This is a genomic window from Mycobacterium sp. OTB74, assembly GCF_029892685.1.
Classification (GTDB): domain Bacteria; phylum Actinomycetota; class Actinomycetes; order Mycobacteriales; family Mycobacteriaceae; genus Mycobacterium.
Genome location: NZ_JARXVD010000020.1, coordinates 67,086 through 88,465 on the forward strand (window position 1 = coordinate 67,086; position 21,380 = coordinate 88,465).

15 protein-coding genes are annotated in these 21,380 nt (G+C 61.5%); 9 read left to right on the forward strand and 6 right to left on the reverse strand.

Features of this window, described 5'->3' with window-relative positions:
* Nucleotides 1-147: 147 nt before the first annotated feature.
* Nucleotides 148-2,133, forward strand: coding sequence for a molybdopterin-dependent oxidoreductase (locus tag M2432_RS22820; RefSeq protein WP_280829118.1), 1,986 nt, complete (start codon nt 148-150; stop codon nt 2,131-2,133).
* Between the two features lie 112 nt (nt 2,134-2,245).
* Here M2432_RS22820 and M2432_RS22825 read toward each other — a convergent pair whose 3' ends face one another.
* Nucleotides 2,246-4,477: a PPE family protein gene (locus M2432_RS22825; protein WP_280829119.1), complete on the reverse strand. Its 2,232-nt coding sequence runs from the start codon at nt 4,475-4,477 to the stop codon at nt 2,246-2,248.
* 28 nt (nt 4,478-4,505) lie between these two features.
* Between M2432_RS22825 and M2432_RS22830 the strand changes: the two genes are divergently transcribed.
* Complete coding sequence (locus M2432_RS22830) at nt 4,506-5,096, forward strand: hypothetical protein (RefSeq protein WP_280829120.1); 591 nt, start codon at nt 4,506-4,508, stop codon at nt 5,094-5,096.
* 494 nt (nt 5,097-5,590) lie between these two features.
* Here the strand turns inward: M2432_RS22830 and M2432_RS22835 are convergent, their stop codons facing one another.
* A complete protein-coding gene (locus M2432_RS22835; RefSeq protein WP_280829168.1) occupies nt 5,591-7,216 on the reverse strand; it encodes a GAF domain-containing sensor histidine kinase in 1,626 nt (541 codons plus the stop codon).
* Nucleotides 7,217-7,645: 429 nt separating this feature from the next.
* On the opposite strand from M2432_RS22835, the gene M2432_RS22840 reads away from it, so the two are divergent.
* Nucleotides 7,646-8,065 (forward strand): pyridoxamine 5'-phosphate oxidase family protein, encoded by a 420-nt coding sequence (locus M2432_RS22840; RefSeq protein ID WP_280829121.1) that lies wholly within the window; start codon nt 7,646-7,648, stop codon nt 8,063-8,065.
* A gap of 164 nt (nt 8,066-8,229) precedes the next feature.
* On the opposite strand, the gene ppsA is transcribed toward M2432_RS22840, so the two are convergent.
* Together ppsA and otsB are read right to left on the reverse strand one after the other, a co-directional pair.
* Nucleotides 8,230-10,545 carry a phosphoenolpyruvate synthase gene (gene ppsA, locus M2432_RS22845; protein WP_280829122.1) on the reverse strand — a complete coding sequence of 772 codons (2,316 nt, stop codon included), beginning with the start codon at nt 10,543-10,545 and terminating at the stop codon, nt 8,230-8,232.
* Between the two features lie 258 nt (nt 10,546-10,803).
* Nucleotides 10,804-14,115: a trehalose-phosphatase gene (gene otsB / locus M2432_RS22850; RefSeq protein ID WP_280829123.1), complete on the reverse strand. Its 3,312-nt coding sequence runs from the start codon at nt 14,113-14,115 to the stop codon at nt 10,804-10,806.
* Nucleotides 14,116-14,423: 308 nt separating this feature from the next.
* Between otsB and M2432_RS22855 the strand changes: the two genes are divergently transcribed.
* The 4 genes from M2432_RS22855 to M2432_RS22870 all read left to right on the forward strand — a co-directional run bounded on the left by M2432_RS22855 (nt 14,424) and on the right by M2432_RS22870 (nt 17,559).
* On the forward strand, nt 14,424-14,792 hold the full coding sequence (locus M2432_RS22855) for an STAS/SEC14 domain-containing protein (protein WP_280829124.1): 369 nt from the start codon (nt 14,424-14,426) through the stop codon (nt 14,790-14,792).
* 526 nt (nt 14,793-15,318) lie between these two features.
* Complete coding sequence (locus tag M2432_RS22860; protein ID WP_280829125.1) at nt 15,319-16,038, forward strand: Crp/Fnr family transcriptional regulator; 720 nt, start codon at nt 15,319-15,321, stop codon at nt 16,036-16,038.
* 591 nt (nt 16,039-16,629) lie between these two features.
* Entirely contained in the window at nt 16,630-17,007 is a 378-nt protein-coding gene (locus M2432_RS22865; RefSeq protein ID WP_280829126.1) for an STAS/SEC14 domain-containing protein, read from the forward strand.
* 120 nt (nt 17,008-17,127) lie between these two features.
* Complete coding sequence (locus M2432_RS22870; RefSeq protein ID WP_280829127.1) at nt 17,128-17,559, forward strand: Hsp20/alpha crystallin family protein; 432 nt, start codon at nt 17,128-17,130, stop codon at nt 17,557-17,559.
* 98 nt (nt 17,560-17,657) lie between these two features.
* On the opposite strand, the gene M2432_RS22875 is transcribed toward M2432_RS22870, so the two are convergent.
* Nucleotides 17,658-18,233: a hypothetical protein gene (locus M2432_RS22875; RefSeq protein WP_280829128.1), complete on the reverse strand. Its 576-nt coding sequence runs from the start codon at nt 18,231-18,233 to the stop codon at nt 17,658-17,660.
* Nucleotides 18,234-18,354: 121 nt separating this feature from the next.
* On the opposite strand from M2432_RS22875, the gene M2432_RS22880 reads away from it, so the two are divergent.
* A complete protein-coding gene (locus tag M2432_RS22880) occupies nt 18,355-19,293 on the forward strand; it encodes a universal stress protein (protein WP_280829129.1) in 939 nt (312 codons plus the stop codon).
* A complete protein-coding gene (locus M2432_RS22885) occupies nt 19,290-20,309 on the forward strand; it encodes a zinc-binding alcohol dehydrogenase family protein (protein ID WP_280829130.1) in 1,020 nt (339 codons plus the stop codon). Before M2432_RS22880 ends, M2432_RS22885 begins: the two co-directional genes overlap by 4 nt.
* On the opposite strand, the gene M2432_RS22890 is transcribed toward M2432_RS22885, so the two are convergent.
* The gene (locus M2432_RS22890) at nt 20,304-21,200 is read right to left on the reverse strand and encodes a universal stress protein (protein WP_280829131.1); all 897 of its coding nucleotides are present in this window, start codon (nt 21,198-21,200) and stop codon (nt 20,304-20,306) included. The two genes, M2432_RS22885 and M2432_RS22890, sit on opposite strands and share 6 nt — an antisense overlap.
* Nucleotides 21,201-21,380: the final 180 nt, after the last annotated feature.

The following is a 21,380-nucleotide window of genomic DNA, read 5'->3' on the forward strand; positions in this document are numbered from 1 at the left end:
TTGGATGCTCAATCAGCCAGGCTCGCCAGCCGCTGCCGCGTTGCCAAACAGCATCCCGTCAAAACCGCCCCGACATAGGAGACACGCCCTAGTGTGACGGCCGAACGTGAAACAGCCGATCGGCTGACAGAGGTGCGAGGTGTGCCCATGGAAACGGTCCGTAGCTTCTGCCGCATCTGCACTTCTGTCTGCGGCATCTTGGTCGACGTCGACGGCGACGAGGTCATCCAGGTCCACGGCGATAAAGAACACCCGTTCTCCAAGGGCTACACCTGCTTGAAAGGTCGTTCCCTGCCCCAATTGCACCATCACCCCGACCGCCTGGAGCGCCCCCAGATGCGCAGGGACGGACAGTTGCAGGACACCACGTGGGACACCTGCCTCAACGATCTGGCCAGCAAACTGAAGGACGTTATCGACAAGCACGGCCCCCAATCCGTCGCCATCTACTTCAGTACCATGGAAAGCGCCGGCTTCCGCATGGCCGAGGCCCTGCATGCGGCCATCGGCACCCCGGCGAAGTTCAGCCCGTTGACCATCGACGGCACCGCAAAACCATTGGTCTCGGACCTCGTTGGCGGATTCATGGGGCTGTCGGGTCGGACGGACCTCGACAACGCCGACTTTCTGATTCTGATCGGTGTGAATCCGGTGGTCTCCCACGGCCACGCGATCTCGATGCCCAACCCGACTGGCACCATCCGTGATATCGCCAAGCGAGGTCAGGTGTGGGTGATTGACCCGCGCTTCACCGAGACGGCAAAGCTGGCCACCGGCCATCTTGCACCGCGACCCAGCACCGACCACGCGGTGCTTGCCTATTTGGTGCGCGAGATCCTGCGTGACGGCATGAAAACCGAAGTGCCGGTGCAATGTCTCGACGAGTTGCGAGCGGCGGTCGAGCCGTTCACCCTCGACCACACCGCGGACCTCGCCGACGTGCCGCAGGAAGATCTGAAGCGGCTGTGTGAGGCGGTGCGCGGCGCGAAATGTGTGGCGGTCGAGACCGGGACCGGGGTCACGATGACCGCCGAGCGGGGCAACGTCACCCAGTGGCTTGCATGGGTGCTGATGATCCTCACCGGCGCCATGAACCGGCCCGGCGGGACGTGGTTCCATCCCGGATTTGCTTACCAGCTCGAGGCTTTCGGCGAATTTCTGCCGGTCACCCCGATCGAGGGTAATTTCGGACCAGGCCCGCGCAGCCGCCCGGAGGCGCAGGCGTTCATCAACGAATGGCCGTGCGCGGTGCTGCCTGACGAAGTTGCGGCGGGAAACATCCGCGCCTTGATCAACGTTGGCGGCAGCCTGATCACCAGCTTCCCCGAAACCGGCAAGCTCATCCCGGCGCTGCAAGCCCTCGAAGTATTCGCGACCACCGAGATCATCAACAACGAGACCACGCAGTTGGCCACTCATGTTCTGCCGACCAAGGATCCGCTGGAACGGCCCGATATCACGTTGCACGACATCCTCAGTGCCCGGGTGTCGGTGCAATACACCCCTGCAGTCGTCGCCCCGGTCGGGGACCGCCGCTCGATGTGGTGGGTGTTCGCCGAACTCGGTCGCCGCATGGGCCTCGACATGGGCACTCTCGGCGATCCCGACACCAGCACCGACGACGATGTCCTCGCGGTCCTGTTGGCCGGTGCCCGCTGCGCATTCGCCGACGTGGTCACTAACGGCTGGGCCGAGTCACCGCAGGATCTGCCCGCCAAGTGGGTCGAGGACCACATCGGACGGATGGGCGGCTGGCGGCTGGCGCCGCCGCTGCTGGTCGACCAGCTCGCCGCGCTCGAACCACCGGCGCCGTTGGTGATGGTGCCGCGCCGGCAGCGTACGAAGTTGAACGGCCAGCTCGACTATCTCGGCGCACCGCCGGAAATCCAGATCAATCCTGCCGACGGCGCCGCCGCGGGCGTCATCGACGGCAACCCTGTGACGGTGCGCAGCGCTGTCGGTGAACTGACCGGTATCGCCAAACTCGACGACACGATTCGGCTTGGGGCCGTGGCGATTCCGCACGGTCATCACGCCGCCAACGTCAACCGGCTGACGAGCAAAGACGACATCGACGTGGTGACCGGAATGGTGCGCTATTCCGGCATTCCGGTGAGCCTGCACCCGGCGTAGCAGGCAGTGACCTCTGAGACGCGTTGCCCGGCTACCAGTCGATCTTGATTGTTCGGTCGACGTCGCCTCTTACCGCGCAACACCTCGACGGTATGAGGAGGCTAGGGGTGCATTAGGGATGTAAGCCGAAGAAACCCGACTGGCCGGTTCCGCTGTTGAAGAAGCCCGAACTTGTGGTACCTGAGTTGAAGTAGCCCGAGTTCTCGACGCCCGAGTTACCCACACCCGAGTTAGTGTCGCCCGAGTTCAAGATGCCCGTGTTATCGCCGGGACCCGAGTTCAAGAAGCCATCGTTACCGCCGATGCCGAAGTTCAAGAAGCCCGTGTTTCCGCTAGTCGCGCCTCCGGTTTGGAAGTTCAAGAAGCCCACGTTTGCGCCCGGGGTGGTCGGGCTCCCAACGATCTGGTTCAAGAAGCCGGTGTTACCGCCGAAGCCGAAGTTCAAGAAGCCCACGTCGGATTGGCCTTGCATGTTCAAGAAGCCGGAGCTGAAGTTTTGGGCACTTTGGATGCCGTTGAAAAAGCCGGTGTCAGTGCTGCCCGTGTTGAAGAAGCCGGAGTTATCACCGGCGATGGGGGCGGAGGGGTCTTTAGCCATGCCCATGTTGAAGAAGCCCGAGTTACCGAGGCCCGAGTTCCCGAGGCCCGAGTTACCGGTGCCCGTGTTCCCGAAGCCGGAGTTCCCGTTAGCGTCGGGCGGCAGGACCAAGCCGAAGATGCCCGTGTTCCCGACGCCGGAGATGAAGAAACCCGTGTTGGTGTTGCCGGAGTTGAACCAACCGGTGTTGACGTTGCCCGCGTTGAGCCAACCGGTGTTGGTGTCCCCCGCGTTGAACAGACCTGTGTTGGCGTTGCCCGAGTTGAAGAAGCCCGTGTTGCCATGGGGCTGGGACAATTCGGGGTCGCCGGGGGTGAGCGTGATAAAGCCGCCCGAGTTGAAGGCGCCCGCGTTACCGAAGCCCGAGTTGAAGATACCGAAGGTTTCATAGCCCGAGTTGAAAGCGCCGAAGTCGAAGCTGCCCCCGTTCCACAGGCCCATGTCCACAATGCCCGCGTTGAAGGCACCCACGTTAAAGGAGCCCGCGTTCCCGACGCCCTGGTTGAATGAGCCCGCGTTCCCAAAGCCCATGTTGAAGTCGCCCGGGTTGAAGGAGCCGGTGTTGGTGCTGCCCGAGTTCCACAGCCCGGTGTTGTGGTCGCCGGTGTTCCCGATGCCGGTGTTGGTGTCCCCGGAGTTCCACATGCCCCAGTTATTGAGGCCCGAGTTGAACAAGCCGAAGTTGTTGGTGCCCGAGTTGAAGAAACCGGCATTGTTGGTGCCCGAGTTCCCGAAGCCGACATTCCCGCTGCCCGAGTTGAACGGATCACCGAAATTGAACGTGCTAGTTGTTCTGTCGAAATAGAAGTTTCCGCTACCGATCAGATTGCTACCTGTCAGTCCGAAGCCGATGTTGTTGTTGCCGGTGTTGCCGAAGCCGATATTGCCGACGCCGTCGTTCCCGAAGCCGAAGTTCGGCCCACTGGTAAGGGAGTTCAGTCCACCAATGCCAATCTGATCGGAGCCCAAGAGCGCGATACCGATGTCGTTGTTGCCCAGGTTCCCGAGGCCGATATTGTTGTCACCGAGGTTCGCGAAGCCGGCGTTGTTGCTGCCGAGGTTCCAGCCGCCCAGGTTGAAGCTGCCGAGGTTGCCGCCGCCGAGGTTGAAGCTGCCGATGTTGCCGCTTCCGACGTTGCCGTTGGACAGGATTAAGTGGCGGGCATCCCCGTTTCCGCTGCCGATGTTGAAGCTGCCGAAGTTGCCGCTGCCGATGTTGAGGGTGCCGATGTTGCCGCTGCCCACGTTGTAGTTGCCGGAAACGGTGATCTCCGTCGGCCCCTGGGAATTGTTCGGGACGCTGATCGTGCCACCCCGGTTTCCGCTGCCCAGGTTGAGATTGCCATTCAAGTTTCCACTGCCCAGATTGAGATTGCCGACGTTGCCGCTGCCCAGGTTGGCGCTGCCGATATTCCCGCTGCCCAGGTTGACACTGCCGGTGTTGCCGCCGCCCAGGTTCAACGCGCCGGTATTGCCAAGGATGTCCGGGTCCACGGCGGCGGTGGTGAGCGCGAGCGTCGGGTTGACGGTGCTCGCGCTTGCCGAGGCAAGACTGACCGCGGCACCGGAGAGTTCGCGACGCACCGCCGCCAACAGCACCCAAGCGGTGGGCGGGTCCGCCGGCGGCGTGGCCGGGGTGTTTCCAACGAACGGGCTCAAGATCTGGTTGACCACGGCGGCAAGGACTGTCGAGACGCTGGGAGCCGACGTTGCGGCGCGTGGCGTTGTCGGCTGTGTCGTGACCACCGCAGTCGGTGTTACTTGGGAACTATGTGTGATTGAAGATGACGACAGCGTCGCCGCCGTCGTCACAGTCGTTGGCACCACAGCGGTCAAAGTGTTTGTGGGGGGTGCCTTGACGACGATCTGGTTGGCCGTGACTGTGGCACTGAGCGTCGCCGCCGAAGAAGCTGATGAGTCAAGCTTTACGCCAGCCGACGCCGATGATGAACGACCCGATGCGGCGACTTTGCGCTTCGGCGTCGCGACCGAGGCAGCCGTCTTACCGGTGATCTGCGTCGGGGTCGATGCACTCTTCGAACCGCTCTTTGCACCGCCGGTGCCCACCAGCACGCCGGGGGCGGCGGAGGACGTAGCTCCTGCTGACGCAGACGTCGATCCCGATCCCGATCCAGAACCGCTCCCCGACGAACCAGACGAGTTAGAGGTCGATCCCGACGACGTCGAGGATGACCCGCCGGAAGCGGGTGCGCCGCAGGCGACCCCATTACCGGTGAAGACCGCCGCGCCCACCCCCAGCGCTACCGCCAGTCCCCCGATACGACCGATATACAGTGAAGCATTCATCGTTCTCCCCATGTTGGCGACCAACACCCAACCGGAGACTATCCCATCGGCCATCTGAATAATGGCAAAAAATTTCGAACTCGTTAAAAATAAATCGTTAAATTATCTAATCGTTAAATTGTCTAAGGGCGGTAGTCCTCGGCCCAATACGCCGCCGATTCCGTCGCACGGAACGTTGCTGGGCTGGGTGTCGGTTCCGGCAGGCTTGTCCTGCCAGTACCACAATGAAATTCGTCAAGCTATCGAGGTTTCCCATGAAAATAGTTTTCCATCAACTTATCCGGGTTCCCACCGATTCACCTTTGACGATTTCGAGGCCGGCTGACGACGCCTTCGCTCAGCCGGTCAGGACCGTAGCCTTCAAAGCGCTGCTCACACAATCAACGTTACTGGAACAACCGCTTTCAACCGAGCATGATTGTTCCGAATTCCATTGCAACGGAACCGATTACACCTTGCCCGACCACGCGGGACGAGCGGCTGACCCAGACCGACAGAAGTCGCCGAAGTGTCCTACCGAATCGGGTCTCGGGGCCAGCGTCATGGTTCGAGCTATAGCGGGATAGACCAGCGGACTTGGGTTCCCCCTGACTCGGGGCTGAGAATATCGCAGGTACCGCCGAGTTCTTGCGCACGGCGGGTCATGTTGTCCAGGCCACTGCGACGTTGGTTATCCACAGGGATACCACAGCCATTGTCGGTGATATTGATCGTCAGGTCTTCGGCTACGGCGACCTCAACGGTCAGGGCGCTAGCGCCGGAATGACGCAACGCGTTACTGATCGCTTCGACGATGACCGCCAGAGCGTGATCGGCGAGCGCAGGACTCAGAACGGTCAGTGGACCCAGAATGCGTACCGTCGTGGCCAGCTCACAGTGTTCCGTCAATTCAGCCACTGTGCTCTGAAGTCGCTCCCGGAAACTTGTGGTACCCGGCGGCGATTGAAGGTGGAAGATGGCGGTGCGGATCTCGCTGATGGTTGATTGCAGTTCATCGATGGTGCGGGTGAGCCGCGTAATGATCTGCGGTGAGTGGACCCGGGCCACGGTACCTTGGAGATCCATTCCGGCGGCGAAGATGCGCTGGATTACATGGTCATGTAGATCGTGAGCGATCCGTTCACGATCGGCAAGAATGGTCAGCTCACGGGCTTGCTCGCTCGCTTCGGCCAAAGTCAGCGCCATTACCGCGTGGTTGGCGAAGTCAACCAACCAATTCAGGTCGTCGCGGGTGAACCGGGGACGATCAACACCGCGAGCCACCGCGAGAACGCCGGTCACATGATCGCGGGCACACAGTGGCACTGCGATGGCCGGTCGTTCTCCCAGGTCGGTAAACGACGGTTTCCGATACTGGAAGGTGTCGGTGATCACCGGGGTTCCGGTGCGGAACACTTGGCCACTGGTCGATCCGTCAATCGGTACCTGATAGCCGATTGGCAGATCGGAACTGTGCCGGCCCACGGCGGTGACGACGGTCAGTGCGTCGGCCTCTTCAGATGAGTCATCCGTGTCAGTCGGGATGAAAACAACCACCTGTTCGGCGTCAGTGAGTTCGTGGACACGCTCGGCGATCATCTCTAGCGGCTGCTCTGACGAGGCCGAGGACAACAGAGCGGAGGTGATTTCACGGCTGGCCGCGATCCAGCGAGCTGAATCCCGCAGCCGGGCATTGTCAATCGCCACTCCGGCTGCCGAACTCAATGCTCGCACGGCGTTTTCGTCGGATTCGCTGAATACACGCCCGGGCCGGTCGTCGGTGACATAGAGACTGCCGTACACCTGTCCGCGGATCGTGATGGGCACGCCAAGAAATGCCCGCATCGGCGGGTGATGCTCAGGGAAGCCCACCGCCGCCAGGTGCTGGGTCAGATCATCGACGCGCAGCGGCTCGCTACGGTCCAGCAGCACGCCCAACAGGCCTTTGCCCACCGGCAAATGCCCGATGCGGGCTTGTAACTCGGCGTCGATCCCATCAAATAGGAACGCGTCAAGGGTGCCGTCGGCTGCCCGGACGCCCAGCGCACCGTAGCGCGCCCCAGTAAGGCCGATCGCCGCATCGATGAGCCGGTTCAGCATGCTGTTCAGATCCAGATCCGAACCGATGTCGACTATGACTCTTAGCAGTGATTCCATCTGATCGCGCCCCGCAACAAGCTCATCGAGCTCTTCGCGCATCTGGGCGGACACGCCTCGCCTACTCAACCGGGAAAATACCGACCCGGTTGCACTCTCGGTGTCGGTCATTGCCCGCACCTCCACCCGCGCAATCCTGCCGGTGTGACACTACACCGGTTGCGGAGAGCCGTATTCATCGACGCCGAAACTTCATCGGGTCGCCACAGAGTCTTTGTTCGACCAGCGCCTGAGGGGTTAGCGATCATAACCGCATTCGAGCGACTCCGCCGGCCGATCACCAGCCCGAAGGCCGGCGGAGCAATTCGCACGCACCATCTTGCCAAGCCGACAACATAAAGCGATTTCAGCACACGCACCCTCAGGTTGTCGTGCTTTGGGGTGGCGTCCAGGCGTTCGGGCCCAAATACGCTGAAAAGAAATGACTTACGGCCCGTTCCGGACCCATCCTCAAACGCTAACGTCACAGATATGCAAACAGAGACAAATTCAGTCACGATTCTTTCCGAATCCGATTGCTGGGCACTTCTCGCCACAACCGCGCTGGGAAGACTGGTCACCAGTGTGGACGGTGAGCCTGAGATCTTTCCGCTCAATTTTGCGGTGCAGGGCCAGACTGTGCTGTTCAGCACGGCGCAAGGTACCAAGTTGGTGAGCGCTGCCATCAACAGCCACGTGTTGTTCGAGGCTGACGGACATACTGCGACCGAAGGCTGGAGCGTGATTGTGAAAGGAATTGCCCGTGCCCTCCGCACTGACGCGGAAATCACCGAAGCGGCCGGCTCTGGATTACGTCCATGGACCACGACGCCCAAGGATCACTGGGTACGAATCCGTCCGATTCGGGTCACGGGTCGCAGGTTCGACTTCAGCCACGCAGGTAACGGTTGATCCAGATTCATGCTATGCCGACCCGATGGGAGTTCTCGCAGGCGGGCGTTGAGAGTCCGCCGCACACGTCATGGCGCCTGTAGCTGTTCCTAGTCGAAATTATCTGTGTCACAACGGCTACCTTGCAACCGACACCGAACTCCATCCAGATTTTCAATGGCGAACTACCGTCCGCGATCCCGTCGGCGCGACCCACCGGCGGGATGACGTCGCGCTGCCTCAAGCAGCAGTGCACGTTCCGCTGCAGCGACGCTGCGCCGCGTCGCGCCAACCGCGTCGGCATTGACGGAGATCGACGTAATTCCCATCCGCACCAGGTGTTCGGCGAATGCCGGGTTGGTCGACGGAGCCTGCCCACACAGCGATGATGTGATTCCCATTCGCCGCGCGGTACCGATGATCGTCGCAATCGCATCGAGGACCGCTGGATCTGATTCGTCGAACTCGTCGGCGCACAGATCGGAGTCACGGTCCAGCCCCAGCATCAGTTGGGTCAGATCGTTGCTGCCGATGGATACCCCGTCGATACCCATGCCGATGTATTCAGGCAGCCAATGCACGACTGACGGTACCTCGGCCATTACCCACCGATGCAGGCGACGTTGCCGGCCCAATGGGCTGGAATCGACCAACTGCAAACATCTCTCCAATTCCCACCCAGTTCGCACAAAAGGGATCATCAGATGGACGTTGTTGTAGCGTTCCCGTACCTTCGCCAGCGCCTCGCACTCCATCCTGAACAGCTCAGGTTCTTGGACGTAACGCATACAACCCCGGTATCCGATCATCGGGTTGCGCTCCACCGGTTCGTATTGCTCACCACCGGACAACGCTCGAAACTCATTGCTGCGGAAGTCGGTTGCGCGATATACGACTGGGCGTGGGAAAAACGCGGCCGCGATCGTACCGATCGCGGCACTGAGCGCCGAGATCAACCGCTGCTGTTCACCATCAGCGATCAGTTTGCGTGGATGCACACCATGCAGAGCGTCGGTGAGCATCAACTCAGCTCGCAGCAGCCCGACCCCGTCAACGTCAAGAGCGGCTGCCGCTTCTGCTGCGCGCGGAATCGCAAGATTCACATAGATTTTCGTGCCGGTCGACACCGCGGGTGATTCGGTCCGTTGGTGCGGAACCGGAGAAATCTGGGGAGCTGACGGAACCACTCCGGCGCGTACTTCGCCACGGGCACCATCGACCGTCACCATCTCGCCGAGTCGCAACGTCTTCGTCGCCGATCCGGCGCCGACCACGCACGGAACACCGAGTTCACGGGCCACGATCGCAGCATGGCAGGTCATTCCGCCCGTCTCGGTGACCAGCGCCGCGGCGCGCCGGATCGTCGGCAACCAATCAGGGCTGGTCATCGGCGCCACGAGAATCTCGCCGTCGACAAGCTGTGAGCCTGCCGTGGGATCGTCCAGGACTCGCACGGGTCCGCTCGCCAGACCGGGAGCAGCTGGCAGACCACGGACCAGCACCTTGGCGTCGACTGGGACGGCAGCTGTCGTTTTTAGCGGGTGCAGCGTGGTTATCGGTCTGGCCTGCACCAGCCACGTCGCTCCGTCGGCGATCACCCATTCCACATCCTGAGGCCAACAGCTGTGCTGTTCGGCAAGAACCGCAAGTCCGGCAATCGACTGAAGCTCCGTGTCGTTGAGCACGGAAGCTCGGGCTTGTTCTTCGAGCAAATCGACCGTGACATCGTGTCCGTCCGCACCACGCACGATCTTGACCGCCTTGTGACCGATCCTTCGATCCAGAACCGCCAGTGTCTTCTTGTCGATCACATAAGTATCAGGTTCGACCCTTCCGGATACCACTACCTCGCCCTGCCCGAACGCGGCTTCGACAACCACGCGCGATGTGTCCCCGGTCGCAGGATCGGCGGTGAACGCCACGCCAGCACGCTGGGCGCAAATCATCTGCTGCACAACGACTGCCATCGCCGGCTCGCAAGCGAAACCGTGGCTGGCGCGGTAGGTGATCACCCGCGGGGTGAACAGCGAGGCCCAGCATCGGTGGATCGCTACCATGAGTTCTTGCTCACCAGTGACATTAGTCAGGGTGGCGTTCATTCCCGCGAATGAGGCGTCGCGCCCGTCTTCGCCGGTTGCCGATGACCGCACCGCCACCGAGGCAGCGGGCCCAAGCCGAGCGTAGGCACTGTTCACCTCGCGGCGAATATCGTCAGGAAGTTCCGTCCTGTTCACGAGATCCTGCATGCGGCAGCACAACTCACCCAACCGCACGGTATCGTCGACACATCCCAGAGCCTTGCTGTGCAAGGCAGCTAATTCATGTGCGACTCCGGCCGCCTGCATGGTGTCCCGATAACAGTTGCGGAGCAACACAAATCCGGGTGGCACAGGTAGGTCGGCCGCCACTAGCTCGCCCAGATTGGCTCCCTTACCACCGGCGTCGTCCGCATCGGCGACCCGAAGTGTCGACAGGTCCCGAACGTAAATCGTTGTTTTCATAGTGAAATCCATTCACACTCGCCTGGATCGGTCTGTCGGTAGGCATTCTCTGAATCGCTGTCACACTGGCGGGCAGTGTCATTCACGCACCACGAAGACCGAATCAGCAACGGCCCCAAAGGTCCGGCTAGACCCCGCAGCGTCGAGTTCATGCGACAATCGTTCGCCCCGCGGCGTGGCTACACCAACGGCCAAATGGCCCATTGCAGAGGCACAACGTCACCAGTTCAGTTGAATCGAGACCCCACAAAGTAGAGCTCACTGGCTGAACTCAATGGTGGCTCCGGCTCTCAACTGTTGAACGCGGCCGCGGCATTCGACGTCGATCGGTGCGGCGTCACCGTGTTCGGCGCTGAGAACCGAGCTTCTGCCGAAGATGCGCAGCCGCAGGCGGTGGCCACGATAGCGGAATACGAACTCTAGTTTGCCCAGCGCCTCAGGCCAGTGCGGACCCAGGACGAGGCGGTCACCACGCAGTTCCAGCCCGGTGAAACAGCGTTGAAGCAAGTCGATACTGCCGGCCATCGCGCCCAGGTGGATGCCCTCGGCAGTTGTGCCGCCTTGGACGTCCTCGATATCCGATAGCAGCGCCTGGGAGAAGTACTGCATTGCCAGATGACGGTTGCCACGTGCCAGCACCCACGAGTGCACGACGGCGCTCAAGCTTGAGCCATGCGAAGTGCGAGCCAGGTAATAGTCGACGGTCTTGGGGATTTGTTCGGGCGCGAACAGATAGCCGAGACGGTCGGTAAGGTCACGCAGTTCGTCGGCAGACAACAGATAGAACAACATCAAAACATCGGCTTGTTTGGAGACCTTGTAGTTGTTGACACTGTCGTTTTCGGCTTCCAGTATTCGGTCGAGTCGCCTCAGGTTGTCGTACCGGCTGCGGTAGAAGTCCCAGTCAAGCTCGCGCAGATCCTCGTACCCTTCGAACTGGCTGATCACGCCGTCGTGAAACGGCACGAACATGCGCACTGTGACATCCTCCCAACGGGACAGCTCGTCGTCGTTGATCCCGAGGGTCTCCAGTAGCGCCAGCCGGTAGTGCATCGGGATGCGTTCGAGTGCGTGCAACGCTCGTAGGATCACCCAGACGGCCATCAGGTTGGTATAGGCGTTGTTGTCAATGCCGTCATCCTCGCGGCCGGGGTACCCGGAATGGAACTCGTCAGGTCCAATCACACCGCAGATCACGTAGCGTTGCCGGACGTCGTCAAAACTGGCCAGACTGACCCAGAACCGAGCAATCTCGGCCAGCATTTCCGCACCGTAGTCGACCAAGAACCCGAGGTCGCCGGTCACTTGGTAGTACTGCCAGATGTTGTAGGCGATGGCGAGGCCGACATGGTGGGCACGCGCGCTGGGATCGGGCTTCCACCGGCCCGATTGCGGATTGAGATGCATCCGCTGGCTTTCTTCGCGGCCATTGCTGCCCGACTGCCAGGGAAACATCGCCCCGGCGTAACCCGCCCCGCGGGCCGCCCGACGTGCGGCTGGCAACCGGCGGTAGCGGTAGCCCAGTAGCGCGCGAGTCACCTTTGGTAGGTGCATATTCACGATCGGGAAGACAAATAGCTCGTCCCAGAACACGTGACCTCGATATGCCTCACCGTGCAGGCCGCGGGCAGGCACACCGACGTCGAGTTCGGCGGTGTGCGGCGAAAGCGTTTGCAGGATATGGAATTGGTGCAGTCGCACAATGCGCAATACGTCAGCGTCATGCGCCATGTCGATGTTGTAGAGCTCCCACAAGTGGGCCCACGCTAGGCGGTGTCCGTATTCGAGGTCGCCGTAGCGACCGTGCCGGTTCAGTTCGCCCATGGCCTCGTCCGCGGGCTCCGACATGCCCCGATCATGCCCGGTGAACAGAGTCGCGACCTTCTCCACCGTCACCGACTGACCAGACATCAAGTCCACGGCAACGTCATGACCGATGCGCTGGTTATCTTGAACGGGTCGATAGTCCGCAGCAGCGCGGGAACCATTGCGCCACAATGTAGTGCGCGCGGCGACTGCGATACGTACGCGGGACTGGATGGTTTCGGCCATCAACAGCACCGAGTCGGTGGACAGCTCACGCATGTCGGTCACCATGAGGTGCTTGCCCTGCAACTGCCGATATCGCGCGACCAACGAATTGCTCGTGTCGCCGTCGATCATGGACCGGAATTCGATCCTGCCCGACCAGTTCTCGGCACAAATCGTGGTCTGCAACGCACCCACGTGGGGCAGATGCATGGCAGCGAACCTGCGCTCGGTTACGGCGACGACGCGGCCTTGACCATCCTTGATCCGTATTTCACGTATTAGTACGCCACGCCTCAAATCGACGGTGACCTGATAGGACAACAGGTTTGCCTCGTCAAGGTCGAACCATGCACCTCCGTCGATGCGAAAGGTCAGCGGCAACCAGTTGGGCATGTTGACCATGCTTTCGTTGTCGACCGTGACACCCGCAACGTTGTCGGTCAGCCGGTTGAACACCCCCGCTACATACGTGCCGGGATAGTGGGTTACGCCCAAGTTGGCTTCGGGCGCGCAGCCACGGGTAGCGAAGTAACCATTACCCGTGGTGCACAACGCCTCTCGTAGCTTCTCATCCTCGGGTTGGTATCCACCGAACGTCAATGTCCATGGGTTGCTAAAGGGATCCCCTTCTTCAACAAGTTGGGTGAGCAATCGTTCGACGAATTGGCGTACCGCATCAGGATCATCGAGGGCGAAACGTGCCGATGATGGTCGGTCGCCGTCGTCGTCGTGGCGCACCACGATACCGATCCCGTCCCGGCGCACGGCGTCAAAACCGTCCTCATCAGTCAGGTCGTCGCCGATGTAGATTGGCAGCAGCGGTGCTTCGCCGTTGATGTGGTCAAGAACCCACTGCACGGTCGAGCCTTTGTCCCAGTCGATGTCTGGGCGCAACTCGATGATCTTGCGCCCCGCTGTAGCCCGAACACCGTTGTGCTGAGCAATGGTTCGCACCGCGGCGGTCACTTCTGCCACCCGTGCGGATTCGACGTTCCGGTAGTGCACCGCCACCGAAAACTGCTTGTTCTCCACCCGGACACCCTCCACGGTGGCTAGGCGATGACAGAGCTGCTCTGCCGCACACGCGAGTGCATCGACGGAGGCGACGGCCGCCTCATAGTTGTGCTGGCTGCCATCCGGCGCGCACAGTTCGAAACCGTGACTACCCGCATACCAGATGCCCGGCAAGCCGACCCGCGCCCGTACATCGGCGAGAGCGCGACCGCTCATAACGACAACCGGACAGCGGGATGCCAGCGATTCGAGTACTGCAGCGACGCCAGGCATCAGCGTGGCAGTATCCGGATCATCGACGATCTGAGACAGCGTCCCGTCGAAATCCACCAACAGCACCAGCTGGCGGGTAGCGATCAAGGTGGTGATTTCGCCGTAGCACTCCAGTGCATCGGTGAGCTCCGACTTCCGCTGGTAGCCGCCGCGGACGCTCACCGCGCCGTCGCGCCACCCCCACGATGACGGCCGATAATCGGCTATGCCGCCCTTCGGATCCTGCGCGCAATGCTCCACTGGATACTCCATCCACGTCACAGCGCCGACACGTTGTCAGACTATGTGGTCATTGCCATCATCGAGCTCGAGGTGCAGACGCGATAGGGACAAGAGTCACATCGGGCAGTCTGCGCCGACGCGAGGAGATCGATGAGGAGGTCAATCGGGAATTATCGGCGGCACAAACACATACGCGGCATCGCTGTCGCTCCACTACCACCCTCTGGTCAGTCGGCGATGAACACCGAGAGTCTGCAATAAGTAGTGACTTTTGACTGTTGCCGATTGGCACACTGCAACAGATGATGGTGGCGCCATCCTCACTTCAGGGAGCAGACATGATGGAACACCAATGGGACGCAACCAACTCGATCCTGACCGTCCGACCGCAATCACCGTTGAGCTCAAGCGACTTCGCTGAGCTAGCAGATACCGTCGACCCGGTGATCAAAGAGGGTGGTGATCTCACCGGACTGATCATCGACGCACCGCACTTTCCGGGGTGGGACAGTTTTGGTGCGCTGGTGAATCACGTCCGCTTCGTGCACGATCATCACAAGCACGTCAAGAAGATCGCTGTCGTCACCGACTCCCCTGCCGTCGGCGTGGCTCAGCACCTGGCCAACCATTTCGTAGCCGCGCAAATTCGCCAATTTCCGGCAGGCCAGGTTCAGCAGGCGCAGGAGTGGATCGCCGCCGCGGAGTGACCGGCCAGCGCACGCCGGCTTGTGTCCTCATGGCGACCATCTCCAGAATGTCTTTACCGATCGATCACGTCACCCCCGGCTATGCCGGCCTAGGGGCCGAGGTACCCACCTCTGACTAACCTGTGACCAGTTCTATTCCGACCAAATATCCTTTGCGAAAGGGACTTTGGTCCCCAAGGATGCAGTCGAGATTTCGACCTCGTCAATTTCATCGCGAGCGAGTCGCGCTGCAAGTAGTTGCGCAGGCGGAATGCCTAGGCGAGGCCAAACGTCCCTATCCCACCGTCCGAAACAGACCTAGTCTCACGTCATGCGCCGACAATGTCTACCGGATTCAAACCTGGTGGGAAGCGGAGCCCGCCAAGACGATGCGGTCACGTCCGGCAACGCTGCCAGATCTGGCACGCACCCTAAACACGTGTCGGATCGAGTGTCCAGCGGTCGCAGGATCGGGTCCACAACATCGTCAAGTTCCCGCGTCGATTGGAAGGACGCACTACGCAAGAGCTGGTTGGTGAACGACCGTATGACGGTAGACGTCCTTTTGGGGTTGAGTGGGCTCGCACCGTCGTTACACCTCAACGACTTTCCGTCAGGGCACCAGATTTTCGTCGAAGGCCAGTCCGCCAACCGCGTCTACGTGATCATTTCGGGAACCGTCAAGATGTCCGCGGCACTGCCACACGGGCGCCGAACCGTACGGATGCTGCTGGGCCCCGGCGACATTCTCGACACCGCTGCGGTATTCGACGGAGGACCCCATTGTTACACCGCGACCTGCCAGAGCCTGGTACGGACCGCCTGGTTGAACACGGCCGCGTTGCACAGGCTGCTCAAACAACGTCCGCAACTCGCCCGGCGATGGCTGCAGGCCCTGGCGCACGAAGTCCGCAATCGCGAAGTTGATATCGCCCTGCTGGCATCTGACGACATCACTGGCCGGGTCGCCCGTCAATTGGTCACGCTCGCAGAACATCTCGGGAACACCGCGGACGGTGCGCTGCTCGTTCCACACGGTTTGACCCGCCAGGAGTTCGCCGAGCTGACCGGCATGCCCAAGGAGGCGGTCAGCAAGGCGCTGGCGAACTTCGTTGCACGCGGATGGATCGTCACGGCCCCCGGCAGGTTTGAGATCGCCGACATCGATAGCCTTCGCCGGCGTTCGGTAGCGATGGCCGCACAGCCACCTGGCAACCGTTCGGCGACCACGGTCGACCGGGGCTACATACCGGGACCCACCATCTGATCTGGGTGCGGCACAGGGGTATCGATCCTTGAGCTGGGTGACCTCTGGCCCTACGACAGGGTGTGCCGGTTCGCCACGATATCCCTGGACGACCTCCGGACCTCATTGCCAATGATCAAGAAGGACGAGCATGCCGGCTGCAGCAGATGTGAAGGTACTAGCGAACCAATTCCTCACCTCGCCATACGCCAGCGTCGAGTTCATCAACTGGTCAATCGATCGTCGAGTCGAGGGGTTTCTCCGCAATCGCGGCCTGGCCCGGGTGGCCGATAACGGCGACTCACTACGAAACTTGGTGGATCGGGTGTTGGACTGTCACAACGCGGAACTCCCAGCGGCACCTTGCGACCAGGCGACGCCCGACCGAAGCGACGATCCGAATGAGAACGCGCAAGGGCCGATTCTGAGTCCTGGTCGGAATCGATGACTCCGCACCTTCTCGAGCCGCGGTTCGTTGGGCGTCCATAGTGCGGCGATACATCAACGCTGCCGCGCTACCCAAACCACCAAGTGTCTTTGGCCCCTACGCCTGGCGGGTCGGGTCAGAAAAGCTGATCGCGAACACAAGTCACTTCGACTCGAGGAATGCACATGATCAAATTGCTGGACGCATTCCCGGACAACGTGGTCGCGTTTGCCTACCACGGGGACGTAACCAAGTCGGACTATGACACAGTGCTCATCCCCGATCTCGAAGATCGACTGCGGCGGCACCAGAAGATTCGCATATACGTCGAGATCGCCAAAGATCTGGATAGTTTCGAGCCCCTCGCGGTCTGGGAGGATCAGAAGGTCGGGTTCCGCCATTTCTTCGACTGGGACCGCTGCGCTGTAGTAACCGACGTCGCGTGGGCGCAGCACATCGCAAAGGCGAGCGCAGTGCTCGGCTTCCTGTGGCCCGGCCAATACCGAGCATTCTCCGAGGCCGATGCCGACCAGGCACGTCAGTGGATCAGCGCCGATTCTTGACTGCCCATACCTACATAGCCAAGGACCCGTTGAAGCCGGGACTTCTTGCCCTACAAGGCCGCACTCGGTGGTGGTCCTATCGAGGTGTCCCAAACGATCGATCGATCAAGGAGCCTATCCATGACCACTTCACACATCGTTCGGCGTGAACACTCGCTCCTGCCGGACCTTTCCGATTTCTTCATGTCCTTTCCTTCGTTCGCCGGGCTGCGCCCAGTGCTGGACACGCGCCTGATGCGGTTGGAGGACGCGATGAAGGACGGCCGTTACGAAGTGCGCGCAGAAATCCCCGGCATCGATCCGGCCAAGGATGTCGACGTCACCGTCCGAGACGGACAACTGACCATCAAGGCTGAACGCACTGAGGAGTCACACGAACACGGCCGATCAGAGTTCAGCTACGGCTCATTCGTTCGCTCGGTCTCGCTGCCTGTCGGGTCCGACGAGAACGACATCAAGGCCAGCTACGACAAAGGAATCCTCACCGTTTCGGTTGGCGTTTCGCAGAACCAGCCCACCGAGAAACACATCACCATCGCCGCGGGTAGCTAGCTGAATCCAGTGGGCCCCAAGAGCATTCGCTTCAGGGGCCCGCTGTCCGCGCTGCGGGTGCCGTCGCGCGGAAGGATAAGTCGCCCGGTACGCTCATGTCACGGATACATTAATGGCAAGTGCCACAACGACTCTCCCGGTTCCAGCTGCCACAACCGGCCGGCGTTGACCCGAACCAAGCTCGCCGCTCCAGCCATGAGGACCGCGGCAAGCAGCCCGCCCAGAACGGCGGTGACTACCGTGGTGCGCAACTCGCCGGCACTCGCGGTCATCACGTCGAACCACGCGTCGCAGAGCAACAGGATTCCGGTGGTGAACGCCGCGAACACCAACAAGTAGCGGTGCAACCACGCCAAAACTGCCGTGACGGCCATGAACACCACCAGCAGACAGTCGAAGCCCACCCACATCAACGACCAGTTCCGGACCATGTGCGTCCGCGGCAAGGTGAATGCCAAATACACGATCCAGGGGGTCATGAAAACCGCCCCACCGATCATCAAACCCAAGTGCGCGCGCCTCAGCGTCGAGGCATAGCCAGTGGGCACCACGTCGTCTATCGGGCGCTGCAATCGCCTGATGAGGGCACGCCGCTGCGCCGCAGTCAATGCGCGGATTTGATTGTCGGACAATACATCTGTTGTATCGTCATCCTCGGAATGCTGATGAGACATTCGTTCAACGCTACGAACGGATCGGCAACGGCGTTAGAGCCCTTGGGCCCAAGCCAACAGAATGCTCGCCGGTGACCTTGGTCACTAGCGCCACACACTCGGTGCCGGACACCATGGAACCATGTCAACCGCTGCTATTCCGGGCATCGTGGTCGGAATCGACGGGTCGGCCGACAGCGACGCTGCGCTGCGGTGGGCCGTTGGTGATGCGATGCTTCGCCATCAACAACTGACTTTGGTAGTCGTCGTCAGTCCACTGATCACCGGCTACCCCGGCATCGGAATGTCGACGCCGGTGATGCCCCGAGACCTGACAGAGTGGCAAGAGGTCCGGGCCCGACGGGCACTGGACAAGGCCGCGCAGACGGCACGCAGCATCGCGGGTGACTCGGAGCTACAGATCCACACCGAAATTCCGTTCGGCCCCGTCGTCCCGACACTGGTCGAGTTGAGTACTCGCGCTGACATGATGGTGCTGGGCACCAGGGGCATGGGCGCATTCGACCGGCTGCTTTTGGGATCGGTGAGCACAGCACTTGTGCACCACGCGCATTGTCCAGTCGCGTTGATCAACGCGCAGGCTCCGTCCCTTCCGGTCCATGCGCCGATCCTGTTGGGTGTCGACGGCTCGCCTGGTTCAGTACCGGCCGTCGAGCTGGCCTTCCAAGAAGCAGCAGCCCGCGACGTCGAACTGATTGCCCTGCATGCATGCGGCGATGCCGAGATCCCCGAAATCACCCCGGTTCCATGGTGGGCCGCAAGCACTGACGCAGAACATCGACTGGTGGAACTTCTGACGCCGTATCAAGAACGGTATCCCGAAGTCGCCGTACGCTATTGCATCGTGCGAGATCATCCGGCCCGCCATCTGGTCACGCAGTCCGAATCCGCCCAACTGGTGGTCGTCGGCAGTCGTGGTCGCGGTGGCTTGGCGGGCATGCTGCTGGGATCGGTCAGTTCCGCCGTAGTGCATGCGGCGACCACACCGGTGATCGTCGCCCGGCACGATACAGTCCACATCGAATCCGCACCAACCGTTGCGACGGCAGCACGATCATGATCACCTCCACGATGCGCACTTGGCGGGTAACTACTCCCGGAACAATTGCCGAACGGCCGCTGGAATTCGGCAGCGCAGAAGTCGTGGCGCCGGCTGATGGCGAGGTGCTCGTCGCGGTCCGCGCCTGCGGCGTCTGCCGTACCGATCTGCATGTCGCTGAAGGCGATCTGCCAGTGCACCGTCCCCACGTCACTCCCGGCCACGAAGTCGTGGGTGAAGTGGTGGCCATCGGTGACCGACCGACCAACGACCTGGCGGTCGGCGACCGCGTCGGGGTGGCGTGGCTCAGACACACCTGCGGACGCTGTCGGTTCTGTGTCCGAGGAGCGGAAAATCTCTGCCCGCAATCCCAATACACCGGGTGGGATGCCGACGGTGGCTACGCGGAATTCGTCACGGCGCCAGCCGATTACGTCCACCGATTACCTTCGGGCTACTCCGATGCCGAACTCGCTCCGCTGCTGTGTGCCGGAATTATCGGCTACCGGTCATTGCTACGCGCCGAATTACCTCCAGGCGGTCGCCTCGGCATCTACGGTTTCGGCGGTAGCGCACATATCACCGCCCAGGTGGCACTCGCCCAAGGCGCGGAAGTACATGTCATGACCCGCGGTGACGCCGCCCAGCAATTGGCTCTGGCGTTGGGGGCGGCATCGGCGCAGGGCCCCGCTGACCCACCCCCGGTGCCTTTGGATGCCGCGATTCTCTTTGCCCCTGTAGGCGAATTGGTCTTGCCCGCTCTTGAGGCGCTGGACCGCGGTGGCACTTTGGCCATCGCCGGCATCCATCTCAGCGACATCCCGGTACTCAACTATCAGCGTCACCTCTTTCAAGAGCGGCAGGTACGTTCGGTCAGCTCGAATACCCGCGCCGACGCCCGTGAATTCCTCGATTTCGCCGACCACCATCACATCCAAGTCACCACCCCGACATATGCATTGGACCAGGCCGACCGTGCGCTCAGTGACTTGGCCGCGGGGCGTATCGCAGGCGCCGCGGTGCTTCAGGTGTCATGACTTCCGGGCATGAGGGCGGGCAATGAGCACCGGGCACGGCGCGTGGTGAATTAGACGGTGGCTCGTTGAGCCGAGCAAGAGCCCGGCCGCCGCGCCGTGGCCATGGCTGCCGACCAGAAGCAATTGGGCGTGCTGGGAATGGCTCAGCAGTACCTGCGCGGGATTTCCGGTGACCACGATGCGACGTACCGCGACATCGGGGAATTTCTCTTGCCATCCGGCCAGCCGTTCGGCCAACAGCATCCGATGCTGTTCCTCACCGGCTGCTCCTATCAAATCTTCCCATGGCGGCTCGCTGTAGTAAAAGGCTGGTGTGAACCGCGATACGTGAACAGCCACCACGTCTGCGCCGCGCATGGAGGCTTCCTCGAACGCCCAACCGACCGCGTCCTCACTTTCGGGGGCCCCGCATATCCCCACCACGACGGGACCGTCGACCGGTACACCCGGCGCGCGGACCACCACGACCGGACTGTGCCCGTGCGCGCTCAGCGCCACCGCCACCGACCCGGCGAGCAGCCCGGTGAATCCGTTCAGCCCGCTGGACCCGACGACGGTCACGAATGCGCTCTTGGACAGATCAAGCAGTATCTGCGCAGGCCGACCGCTAGACCGCACCGATGACACCTCAACAGCAGAGTCCACTGCGTGGACCTGCTCCTTGGCTTCATCAAGGAACCGTTGGCCAGCCTCCTCCAGATGCTTGAAGAAACTCTCCGAGACACCCGGGTCGAACCCCATCGCAAAGCTGCTGTAATCCACGGCATGGACCAATCGCACTGGCAGGTTGCGCAATTGCGCCTCACGGACCGCCCAGTCAAGCGCGTGCAGCGCAGACGTCGATCCGTCGATTCCGACCAAAATGTATGGGCGGGGAGATAATTCGCTCACGATGTCCTCCATCCACGTCGCGGATTTGATGCTGTCGACGTTATGGATCTGCTCGGTTCGGTGCTACGGCCGAAAGTCCCTGTTTCACCGGCCAGAGCCAGCCGCTCGAGCCGGTCGTCAGTTAGGGACTGACGGCGCCACCTCAACGGGACTTTGTGCCCTCGACACGCAGTACCAGCG

What these genes read in the sequence shown, in the direction of transcription:
- M2432_RS22820 (WP_280829118.1), top strand. Translation starts at nt 148, where the DNA reads ATGGAAACGGTCCGTAGCTTCTGCCGCATCTGCACTTCTGTCTGCGGC.
- M2432_RS22835 (WP_280829168.1), bottom strand. Translation starts at nt 7,216, where the DNA reads ATGCGCGAAGAGCTCGATGAGCTTGTTGCGGGGCGCGATCAGATGGAA.
- M2432_RS22840 (WP_280829121.1), top strand. Translation starts at nt 7,646, where the DNA reads ATGCAAACAGAGACAAATTCAGTCACGATTCTTTCCGAATCCGATTGC.
- ppsA (WP_280829122.1), bottom strand. Translation starts at nt 10,545, where the DNA reads ATGAAAACAACGATTTACGTTCGGGACCTGTCGACACTTCGGGTCGCC.
- otsB (WP_280829123.1), bottom strand. Translation starts at nt 14,115, where the DNA reads ATGGAGTATCCAGTGGAGCATTGCGCGCAGGATCCGAAGGGCGGCATA.
- M2432_RS22855 (WP_280829124.1), top strand. Translation starts at nt 14,424, where the DNA reads ATGATGGAACACCAATGGGACGCAACCAACTCGATCCTGACCGTCCGA.
- M2432_RS22860 (WP_280829125.1), top strand. Translation starts at nt 15,319, where the DNA reads ATGACGGTAGACGTCCTTTTGGGGTTGAGTGGGCTCGCACCGTCGTTA.
- M2432_RS22865 (WP_280829126.1), top strand. Translation starts at nt 16,630, where the DNA reads ATGATCAAATTGCTGGACGCATTCCCGGACAACGTGGTCGCGTTTGCC.
- M2432_RS22870 (WP_280829127.1), top strand. Translation starts at nt 17,128, where the DNA reads ATGACCACTTCACACATCGTTCGGCGTGAACACTCGCTCCTGCCGGAC.
- M2432_RS22875 (WP_280829128.1), bottom strand. Translation starts at nt 18,233, where the DNA reads ATGTCTCATCAGCATTCCGAGGATGACGATACAACAGATGTATTGTCC.
- M2432_RS22880 (WP_280829129.1), top strand. Translation starts at nt 18,355, where the DNA reads ATGTCAACCGCTGCTATTCCGGGCATCGTGGTCGGAATCGACGGGTCG.
- M2432_RS22885 (WP_280829130.1), top strand. Translation starts at nt 19,290, where the DNA reads ATGATCACCTCCACGATGCGCACTTGGCGGGTAACTACTCCCGGAACA.